A 236-nucleotide genomic window follows, 5' to 3' on the forward strand; every position below is an offset into this window, starting at 1 on the left:
ATACCCTACGAAAGAATCTTAATGGAGTAATTAACGCCGCCAAATCGTCCTACTCTAACGGACCGATAGAGGGCATCAACTGTAAGATCAAGGAGCTCAAACGTGCTTGTTATGGCTTCTCCAATCAGGCCAATATGTTCACACGCGTCTACCAGCTGATTGCCTAGATTATCTACCACAATAACGTCACGATGGTAGGCTTATTTGTTATGCCTTCAAGTACGATATTCAGACAA

1 protein-coding gene is annotated in these 236 nt (G+C 43.2%); it reads left to right on the top strand.

All coding sequences use genetic code 11. The features are described from left to right. Positions 1 to 167, top strand: a 167-nt coding sequence (locus GSO_RS15360; RefSeq protein ID WP_010493985.1) for an ISL3 family transposase, incomplete at its 5' end; no start/stop codon positions are given. Positions 168 to 236: the final 69 nt, after the last annotated feature.

The organism is Lacticaseibacillus zeae DSM 20178 = KCTC 3804, from assembly GCF_000260435.1.
GTDB lineage: Bacteria > Bacillota > Bacilli > Lactobacillales > Lactobacillaceae > Lacticaseibacillus > Lacticaseibacillus zeae.